This is a genomic window from Salipiger sp. HF18, assembly GCF_011806505.1.
Classification (GTDB): Bacteria; Pseudomonadota; Alphaproteobacteria; order Rhodobacterales; family Rhodobacteraceae; genus Salipiger; species Salipiger thiooxidans.
Genome location: NZ_JAATOS010000124.1, coordinates 1 through 10,317, shown reverse-complemented (window position 1 = coordinate 10,317; position 10,317 = coordinate 1). Strand labels below are relative to the sequence as shown.

Sequence of the window (10,317 nt, the reverse complement as noted above, 5' to 3'; positions counted from 1 at the left end):
ATCATGTTCCGCAACCGGCGTCGAGGCCCGACTATTTCAGCACCCTGCTAACAGTGTAGTCGGCTCAGGCACATGGCCCAGCTCACAATTGCACTTAATCCTGTTCCTAGCGCCCCTCGCCTATTCGCCTGGGCCGGGAAACATGTTTTTCGCCGCCAATGGCGCGCGCTTCGGGTTTCGGGCGACCGTCCCAGCGAACCTCGGCTACCACGTCGCCACGCTCGCGGTGACGATCGCGATGGGGTTCGGCTTCGATTGGATTTCGCTTGAAGCGCCTATGTTCTTAGCCGTCATCCGCTTTGCTGGCGCGGCCTACGTTCTGTATTTGGCTTGGGGTCTCGCACGGGCTGGTGTTCTGGCAGGTGATACCGAAGCAAAGCCAGCGAGCATCGCGGACGGTGTGATCCTGCTTCTTCTGAACCCGAAAGCTTATCTCATCATAGCCTTGATGTTCACACAGTTCGCTGGTGCGGCGGACATGGATCGGACCACCTTCGTTATATGGATCGCGCTTATCTTCACGATCAACAACGCGGTGGCGTTCTCCCTCTATGCTGCCTTGGGTGACGGTATGACCGCGCGCTGGCGTAGCCCAGAGACGGCGCGTATTCTGAACCTGTCCTTTGCCGGCATACTCGCGGCAGTCGCGATTTGGATGCTGCTGGTATAGCTTCTCTAACGTTCACGTCGGCGCGTCACGACAGCGGCGCGATGAGTATGCATAGTTTAGACGGGCTTTCACGCAAGGTGCAACGGAAACTCACTTCGTCCGCAAAGTCGACCTTCATCAACTCGACGATACTGCGCGCCACAGGGAAGGTCCGCTTTGGGGCCGGCACCAGACGCGGGCACCGCCTGGCTTGAACGGCTGGTCAGGACCGAACGAAACACACACGCGCCACCATCTAGCACCCCACCATCCACCCCACATCCCCGGAGTCGCCAAAATCCACCCTCTTCCCCGGCCAGACTTCCTGCCATACGCCTGCCAGACCCCATCTGAGGCAATCTCATCCGGCGAAGCCTGCGCCCACCCCTCACCGCTCCGCCCCGCGCGTCGAGACCTTCACGCGCCGATCGGTGCGAAGTTTGTGCGCACCGTGGCTACGTCCTGACGGCGTTTTCGGTTTCGCAAACAAGTAGATACCCGGCGCGATGGACCGTCACGATGTCAACCGGGAAAGACCGGATGTGCCCGCGCAGACGGTTTATCAGCACGTCGATGCTGCGGTCCCCCGGGGACCACTCACGCCCGCAGATTGACTGCGTCATCTGATCGCGCGTCTGCAACTGCCCTTCATTCAGCAAGAGCGCATGCAGCAGCCGCGCCTCCGCGGGCGCCAGAATGACATATTGGCCGGGTGTTTCGAGTCGGCGGCTGCGCGGGTCAAATGTCATCCCGGCGATTTCGAGAACACCGTTCGCTGCCGGCTTGGCCGTGTCGGAATGGTTATGAAGCAACTGACGGATACGGCTGCTCAGCTCCAGGGGATTGAACGGTTTGGTCACATATTCGGTGGCGCCAAGCCCGATCCCCAAAAGCTTGTCCCTCGATTTGTCCAATGTGCTGAGAATGATGACCGGGCAGTCGTTTTCGCTCTTGATCGTGCGCAACAACAGCAGGCCGTCACTGTCCGGCAGGCACCGGTCGAGCAGGACCAGATCGAAATGGGTGTCGGCCAGCACGTCTTCGGCCTCGCGCGCCGATCCGACGATGACAAAATCAGCACCGGCCCCGGCGATAATGTCTTCGAGCATAAGTTGCACGATCGGATCGTCATCGATGCAAAGAACAGTGGCTCTCTTTGCGCTGGGCAGGGGGCGGACCTGATGCATCCGGACGCTCATACCACTGCCTCACCCGCAGTCAGCCGCCGCCAGGACGGCAAGTCGCCCAGGTCCCGGTCAAGCGCCGCCAGATGTGCGGCCAGGTTGAGGGGCTGGCCTTCGTCGTTGCAGTCGGCTTCGAGGCAGCGCAGCGCGGCTTCCAGGTCCGACAACGCCAGGATCGCGCAACTTCCGGCAAGCCGGTGCGCGGACAGGGTCAGCACATGCCGCGGGGTGTCGTCGGCCCGCAACTGTCGGCGAAACTCCGACCAGCTCGAGGCAAAGACATCAATCATCGCCTTGACGGTACCGGGCGCAAGTCCTTGCAGGCTTTCGGGGGCCTCGCGGCGTGTTGGATGGGTTGAAAAGTGTCGCGACTCCGATCCGAAAATGGCCGACGACAGGCTGACCTGACCGGCCGGTTTGGCAAGCACCTCGTCAAACCCCGTAGACCGACCGACAAGCGCATCGACATTGGCCGTCAGCGCAATGAACTTGGCCCGGCGACGTGTACGTTCCTGCAAATACGCGATCAGTGTCGGGCCGTCCCCATCGGGTAAGAGGTAGTCGACCACATAGACGTCGAACTCGGCTTTGGCCGCCTGTTGCTTTGCCTCCGCGACAGAGGCGGCGCGGGTGACCTTGAGACCGATCCGCTCCAGTTGATGGGCCGTGACATTGGCGCCGATCGGGTCGTCATCGACCAACATGCACGATTGCGCATGCGGCAACTTGCGGGTGGTCTGGCCCGCGGATCGCGGCCCGGTCGCATCCAGAATGTCGGACTGGACAAGCGGCACCTCGAACCACACCAAGGCACCGGCCTCGAGATTCTGATAGCCGATCCGCCCTGCCATGGCCTCGACCAGATGGTGCGAGATGGCCAATCCCAAACCCGATCCGCCATCGCCGGTGTCGCGCGCCATGGTGTCCTTGAAAGGGCGGAATAGGGCTTTCGCGGCATGTTCTGGCAGGCCCGGGCCATGATCGCTCACCTCAAAGCGCAGCGATTCGCCACCCGCATCGTCGGGGACCCGCCGGATCGACACCGCAACCCCTTCCCCGTTGTCCGCTTTTTGCGCATTCGACACCAGGTTGCTGAGCACCTGCTGGATCATGCCCCAGTCAAGATGCGCCGATTTCGGAACATCGTCGCCAATGTCGAAATCCAGCGGTGTCCGGGCGACATTGCGACCAATGACGGCCATGCGGCTGTAGACCCGGATCTCTTCGAACAGATCCGTGTCCGTCGGGCGCGGCACAGGCGGGGCCTTTTCGAATTTCGAATAGTTCAGCACGTTGCTGAGCGTCTGGAGCAATGCCTTCCCCGCCGCTTCGATCACGTCGAGAAAGGTTTCTGAACTGGCCTGATCCGCGGTGCGCAACAGTTCGACCGCGCCCAGAACGGAATGCAGCGGGGTGCGTATTTCGTGGCTCATCGTGGCCAGGAACCGCGACATGCCCCGCTCTGACTGCTTGGCTTCCTCTGCATCGCGCCGCAGTGCGGTGACATCGTTCAACAGCACCACATTGCCAAGGGCGGTGTTTTCGACCGCATCGTGCAGGGTGCGGGTGCGGACATCGAAACAGCGCGGCCCGTCCAACGTGTCCAGCCACACCGGCTCGTCCGAGGGGTCGGCGTTTTCCATGATCTTGTCGACCACCGCCTGCAGCGATTTCTTGCGACGCCGCATGGATCGCAGGTAGATGATGTCGCCCGCCTGCGCGTCGCGCCCCAGGAACAGTTCCGCCGCCGCCTGGTTCGCATTCACCAGACGACCACCGTGATCCAGAAGAAAGGCCGCACTTCGCAGACTTTCGAAAACGGCGAAATAACGGTCCTTTTCAAGCGTGGTCGCGCGGGACCGCTCCTGCAATTCACGCAGGCGCAGGTTGTCGTTGTTGTGGTGCCAATCCGCGCTGATGCTCAGTTCGGTGTGATCAAAGAAGTCACGCACCCGGAAAAGTTCCTGCGCGGTCACGCCGCCGGGCAACAGGGCAAGTTCGGTCATGTAGAGATTGCGGAAGTGCTTGAACAAGCCCAGGTACATCTGCAGCGTGATGCCTTGTGACCGGTGAATCCGGGCAATCACGCGCATACGGGCGAAACGCGGATCGGACGCATAATCCAGCGTCGCCAGCGGCCCGTTCGGCGCGTCCGTGCTGCTGGCAAGGTAACGTCCAAGTGCATCGGTGACGCTGGCAATCGCCTCGACCCAGGCGGCGCGGATCGTCGTGGTAAAGGGGGCGTAGCCGTTCGATTTGGCGATCTCGATGGAGCGATCGACCAAACGGTCGAGCCGCTGTTCCAGAAAATCCGTCAGCGCCTCGGTATTGCTGTTGCGTCCGAAACCGGACGGCGTGTTGGTTTGCATGTCTGTCGGCATCGGCATCTCGGCCCGTCGGGCCCTCCCCCAAGAAGCAACGCTTGCCTGCGATAAGACCACCTTATCCCATTTTCGCAAACCCCGGACCCTGTTTGGTTACAACTCGTTTACATCACGTAACAACTTCGCAGCCTTTGGCGACGACTCCTCCTCTAACCTGAGACTCAATGATCGACCCACAGAACTGGGCGGATAGTCAAAGGGAGGATGAACATGCTGCGCATGAAGCGTCGTGAGTTCCTGCAAACGTCATCACTTGCCGGTGCCGGCGTTCTGGCCGCGAACAAGGCATGGTCCTTGAACCGGCTTGAACCGATCGGAGACACCCTGGCCGAGGAATATCCCTATCGCGATTGGGAAGACCTCTATCGCCGGGAGTTCACCTGGGACAAGATCGGCAAGGCCGCGCATTGCATCAACTGCATCGGCAACTGCGCCTTCGACATCTACGTCAAGGACGGCATCGTCATCCGCGAAGAGCAGCTGGCGAAATATCCGCAGATCAACCCCAACGTCCCCGACGCCAACCCGCGCGGCTGTCAGAAGGGCTCGATCCACTCCGCCGCCATGTATGAGGCCGACCGCCTGCGCTACCCGATGAAGCGGGTCGGCGAACGCGGCGAAGGCAAATGGCAGCGCATGGAGTGGGACGACATCACCACCGAGATCGCCGACAAGGTGATCGACATCTTCGAGAAATACGGCCCCGGCAAGCTGATGACCCATACCGGGTCTGGCAGCCAGTCGATGGTCCGTTTCGCTGCACCCTACCGGTTTGCCTCCCTGGTCGGCGGGGTGCAGCTTGATATCTTCACCGACGTGGGCGACCTGAACACCGGCGCGCATCTGGCCTACGGCAACCCGCAGGAAAGCTTCACGTCGGACGCCTGGTTCGATGCCGACTACATCATGATGTCGCTTCTGAACCCCAGCGTGACACGCATCCCCGACGCTCATTACCTCTGGGAGGCCAAGTACAACGGCGCACGGATTGTTTCGGTCGCGCCGGATTACAACCCCTCGTCGATCCATGCCGATCTGTGGATGCCGATCAAACAGGGCACCGACCCGTTCCTGGCCATGTCGATGGTCAACGTGATCATCGAGGAAGGCCTCTACAACGTCGATTTCGTGAAGGAACAGACCGATCTGCCGGTGCTGGTCCGTACAGACAACGGCAAGCTGCTGCGCGAGGCCGATCTGGTCGAGGGCGGCTCCGACCAGAACTTCTATCACTGGGATATGAACTCCGGTGCCGCCGTGATGCTCAAGGGCACGATGGGGTCAGAGGAAAAGACCATCGCGCTTGACGGTGTCGATCCGGCGCTCGAAGGCACCTTCACGGTCGAGGGGATCGAGGTCACCACGGTCTTTGAAAAAGTCCGGGCCGAGGCGGCGCAACACACGCCCGAAGCCATGGCCGACGTCACCGGCATCGCCGCCGACACCGTGCGGGCCGAAGCGCGCAATTTCGCCAAGGCGAAAAAGGCGATCCTGATGCTGGGCTTCAACGTCGGGCGCTATTCCAACGGCATCTACACCGGCTGGTCGCAAGCGCTGATGCTGGCGCTGACCGGGCATGGCGGCAAGACCGGCGGCATGGACACCTCCTGGGTCGACTGGAACCATGGCGCATGGCTGCAACTGGCGCTCTACGGGTTCGAAAAACTGCCCCGGCTCGAGCCCGGCGGTCTCGGCGAATTCCAGCGCGGCCATATGATCGAGCACGCGCGCAACTACTACGACGCGGACAAGCTCAAGGAGCGCGTCGGGTTCAACATCGACGAAATGGAAGAGATGATCGACCAGAGTATCGGTGAAGGGTGGATGCCCTACAACGGCGATATGAAGGGGCTGATTTCCATCGCGGACAACAAGTTCCGGCGCAACAAGTTCGTCGACAAGTACCGCGAGCGCATCCTCGAAGAGGTCGAGGAACTGTTTGTCGACATCAACGTGCGCATGGACAGCACGGCACAATGGGCCGACTACCTGCTGCCCGCCGCCAGCCACTACGAGGCCTGGGATCTGCGCGGCGTCGGGTTCCACCGCTTCATCAACGTTTTCTCCAGGCCGGTCGAACCGATCGGCGAGGCAAAGCCGGACTGGGACATCATGGAATTGCTGACCCGCAAGATCCAGGAGCGTGCCATCGAACGCGGGATCGAAGGGTATCAGGATGGCGACGTCAGCCGCGATCTGCACACGATCCACGACGATTTCACCATGAACCAGACGCTTCTGACCGACTACGACGCCACCAAATGGCTCGTGGACAACAGCCCCGAAATGGGCGGTGTGTCTCTGGAAGATGCAGCCGAACAGGGCTTTATCGTGATGAATGCCCAAGGGGGCAACAACCAGCCGATTCCGGTGGACGAACCCTACAACCCCTTCGTGGCTCAGACCGAGAACAAGAAGCCATACGAAACCCTTACCGGGCGCGTCACCTTCTACTGCGACCATCCGACCTTCGAGAAGCTGGGCGCCGTCGTTCCAACCGCGCGGCATCACGCCGGCAGTGAAGCGTCGAACTTCCCACTGAACTATTACTCGCCGCACACGCGATGGGGCATCCATTCCAACTGGCGGTCCAACAAGTTCATGCTGCGGCTGCAGCGGGGCGAACCCAACATCTACATCAATCCGAAACTGGCGGCGCAAAAGGGCATCACCGACGGCTCCAAGGTGCGGGTCTTCAACAGCGCGGGCGAGTTCTTTGCCCAAGCCAAGTTCTATCCCAGCCTGCCGACCACCTCGATCATGATGGAGCACGGCTGGGAGCCGCATCAATACGAGCAGTGGAAGCCGATGAACAACACCATGGCCACGCTGATCCAGCCTTTGGAGCTGGCGGGCGGATGGGGGCACCTCGGCTTCAAGCTCTTCAAATGGAATGCAAACCAGCTCGCGCATGAAAGCGGCGTTGACGTGGAGCCGGCGTAAGAGCCGCGTGAGAGGGAGGAATAAGACATGGCCGTGAAACGTCAGCTCAGCATGGTTCTGGATCTGAACAAATGCATCGGGTGCCACACCTGTACATCCGCCTGCAAACTGCAGTGGACCAACCGCAATGGTCGCGAATACATGTACTGGAACAATGTCGAGACCAGGCCCGGCACCGGCTATCCCAAGAACTTTCACGAGATGGGAGGCGGCTTCGACGAGGATGGCGCCTTGCGCATCGGGAAGGAACCCAGCGCCGAAGACTACGGCGTGCCGTGGGAGTACAACTACGAAGAAGCCTTGATGACCGGCACCGACCCGTGGTTGCGCCCCAATGTCAAACCCACATGGGGCGCGAACTGGGACGAGGACGAGGGGGAGGGCGACTACCCGAACTCCTACTATTTCTACCTGCCGAGGCTCTGCAACCACTGCGAAAACCCGGCCTGCCTGGCGGCGTGTTCGCGGAACGCGATCTACAAGCGCCAGGAGGATGGCATTGTCCTGATCGACCAGGAACGCTGCCGCGGCTACCGCTATTGCGTCTCTGCCTGCCCCTACAAGAAGGTCTATTTCAACGAGGAAATCTCGAAATCCGAGAAATGCATCTTCTGCTATCCGCGCATCGAAAAGGGCCTGCCCACCGCCTGCGCCAAGCAATGCGTCGGCCGCATCCGCTGGATCGGCTACCGCGACGACGAGGACGGGCCGATCCACACGCTGGTGGACAAGTACAAGGTCGCCCTGCCGCTCTATCCCGAGATGGGGACCAAGCCCAACGTCTTCTATGTGCCGCCCCTGTCGCCGCCGAAAATCGACGAGGCCGGTGGGGCCACCGCCGAGTCCCGCGTTCCGCTCGACTATCTCGAAAGCCTGTTTGGCGACGGAGTCAGCGCAGCGCTTGAGACGATCACCGCAGAGCGCGCCAAGAAGGCCGAAGGCGGCGAGAGCGAGCTGATGGACACGCTGATCGGCTACCGTCACGCCGAAATGTTCAAGCTAAGCTGATGTCGGTCGCGGTCACATCACGCCCCCCGATGGGCGACAGCCCCGGACGAGCCCGGGCCAAGGAACGCATCTGGCGTCTGGCGGCGCTGGCCTTTGGACATCCCTCAAAGGAGTTCTTCGACGCCGTCGCCTCGGGGCAGTTTCAAGAGGCATTCAGCGTTGCCTGGGCGGATGCGACAGGGTCGCCTTGGCCCACAATGCCCGTCTCTGAGGATTTCGCCAGCTTTGAGGCGGGATATATCAGTGCCTTCCTGCATGGTCATGGGGGCAAGCCTGTTGCCGCCCTTCTGGCCGGCGACCATGAGAGCATTCTTGCCGGTCTGACCCGGCCCTCCTTCATGCTGAACGTCGCAGCGTTCTACAAACATTTCGGCTTGAAGGCGGCCACCGGCGACGAAGGCAAGACCGATGAGCCCGACCATCTCGCCTCCATGTTGGAACTGATGGCCGTGCTCTGCCACTTCGAGGCGAACGCACTGGCCAAAGGCCACGATGCCTCGGGCTATCGCCGGGCGCAGCGCGATTTCCTGTGCCGCTACCTTGGCCCGACCCTAGAGGCCGTCGCCGGATTGCTGCGGCGCGATCAGGTCAAGCTGCTGGATCCGACCATTGCCCAGCTCGTGCAGGACATGGGCGACTGGGCAGAGGTCCAGATCAACGAATTAGAGGTCAGGGTCGGCCCGTTTCGCGACCCCGATGCGCCCAAAACCGGCAGCTCCCCCGCTGAACCGGCGGCACAAAACCTCTGGGGATAAGGAGACCCACCATGCAAAGAACGCTCGCGACCCTGACCACATTGGTCCTGCTTTCGGCTCCGACCCTGTCCACCGCCCAGGTCGTGGACGATGCGAATGTCAAACTGCTCGAGGCCTATGACACCGTAAAGGTGTCCACCATTCCCGACGGCATCTACCTGCGCACGGTCAACGATCCCGACGATATCATCTGGGAACGCCTGCCCGAATATCGCGTGGCCATGCTGCCCGCCCCGGCGGTGCATCAATCGGTGGAGCTGCGGGTCAATTACGATGCCGAGCCAAGCTATCTCAACATGACCTTGGCCCGGACATCCGACAGGTTCTATGTGCGGCTGCGCTGGGTGGATGACACCAAAGACACCGAAACCGCCTTTGACCGGTTCCGGGATGGCGCCGCGGTGCAGTTCTCCATGGGCAATGACGAGACGTCCTACATGATGGGCGACGGCCCCGACAGCGCGGTGAACATCTGGTACTGGCGCTCCGGCAGCGACACGGTGCAGAACCTCGCCGCAGGCGGCCCCGGCAGCACCACGATGCTGGACGAACAGCCCGTCAGCGGAGAAAGCGACTACCTCGACAAGGACGGCGACCCGAACGAATGGACGGTGGTGATGTCGCGCCCGATCGACGCGGCAGGCGATCACAACGTGTCGCTGACCCGCGAAACGGTGCCGATGGCCTTTGCCGTCTGGCAGGGCGCCGAGAAAGAGCGCGACGGGTTCAAGCGCGTCTCGGACGGCTGGATCATGCTCGACATGGGATCGGAATAAGCCATGGATTTCCTGACACCCGAAGAGAAGGCAAGTGTGCCCAAGACCGATTGCGGATTGGGCCACGCCTGCCAGTTCTGCCCCAAAGAGTCGAGCTGCACGCTCGACAAGCCCTATCACAACAAGGTCCTGATCGAACGCCGGCTGCAGGAGATCGACCAGATCATCGTCGTCCTGGCCAACAAGGGCGGCGTCGGCAAAAGCACGGTCAGCGCAAATCTGGCCGCCGGTCTGGCGCGGAACGGATTTCGTGTCGGCGTCGCCGATGCCGACATCCACGGCCCCAACCAAAGCCGGTTCTTCGGATTTTCCGGGGCCAAGATCCGCACCACCAAGGCCGGATTGCAGACCCACGGCTTCGTGGCCGATGGCAACGCGCACCCGGTCGAGGTCGGCTCACTCGCCTTCATGCTCGAAGACGACACCACCCCGATCGTCTGGCGCGACGCCTACAAACATGATTTCATTCACCACCTGATCGGCAGCTTCGATTGGGGCTCTCTGGACTTTCTGGTGGTCGACATGCCCCCCGGCACCGGCAACGAGTTGATCACGCTCTGTGACATGCTCGAAGGCAGCAACGTCTCGGCGGTTCTGGTGACCTCGCCACAGGCGGTG

8 protein-coding genes are annotated in these 10,317 nt (G+C 61.5%); 6 read left to right on the top strand and 2 right to left on the bottom strand.

The genetic code is table 11. The features are described 5' to 3' along the window. On the top strand, positions 1-670 hold a 670-nt coding region (locus HC022_RS12400; protein WP_368484661.1), incomplete at its 5' end, for a LysE family translocator. A gap of 434 nt (positions 671-1,104) precedes the next feature. Here the strand turns inward: HC022_RS12400 and HC022_RS12395 are convergent. Beyond that, positions 1,105-1,836 (bottom strand): response regulator transcription factor, encoded by a 732-nt coding sequence (locus tag HC022_RS12395; protein ID WP_167452636.1) that lies wholly within the window; start codon positions 1,834-1,836, stop codon positions 1,105-1,107. Positions 1,837-1,844: 8 nt separating this feature from the next. Continuing rightward, complete coding sequence (locus HC022_RS12390) at positions 1,845-4,214, bottom strand: ATP-binding protein (RefSeq protein ID WP_167452635.1); 2,370 nt, start codon at positions 4,212-4,214, stop codon at positions 1,845-1,847. Positions 4,215-4,427: 213 nt separating this feature from the next. Between HC022_RS12390 and HC022_RS12385 the strand changes: the two genes are divergently transcribed. From HC022_RS12385 to HC022_RS12365, 5 genes are all read left to right on the top strand, one after another. After that, on the top strand, positions 4,428-7,160 hold the full coding sequence (locus HC022_RS12385; RefSeq protein ID WP_167452634.1) for a molybdopterin-dependent oxidoreductase: 2,733 nt from the start codon (positions 4,428-4,430) through the stop codon (positions 7,158-7,160). Positions 7,161-7,187: 27 nt separating this feature from the next. Next, entirely contained in the window at positions 7,188-8,168 is a 981-nt protein-coding gene (locus HC022_RS12380; protein ID WP_167452633.1) for a 4Fe-4S dicluster domain-containing protein, read from the top strand. Continuing rightward, positions 8,168-8,923: a molecular chaperone TorD family protein gene (locus tag HC022_RS12375; RefSeq protein ID WP_254885071.1), complete on the top strand. Its 756-nt coding sequence runs from the start codon at positions 8,168-8,170 to the stop codon at positions 8,921-8,923. The genes HC022_RS12380 and HC022_RS12375 overlap by 1 nt, the downstream gene beginning before the upstream one ends. 11 nt (positions 8,924-8,934) lie before the next feature. After that, positions 8,935-9,699 (top strand): ethylbenzene dehydrogenase-related protein, encoded by a 765-nt coding sequence (locus tag HC022_RS12370; RefSeq protein ID WP_089958397.1) that lies wholly within the window; start codon positions 8,935-8,937, stop codon positions 9,697-9,699. A 36-nt stretch (positions 9,700-9,735) separates the two neighbouring features. Further along, the coding region (locus tag HC022_RS12365) for a P-loop NTPase (RefSeq protein WP_368484660.1) at positions 9,736-10,317 on the top strand (582 nt) is incomplete at its 3' end.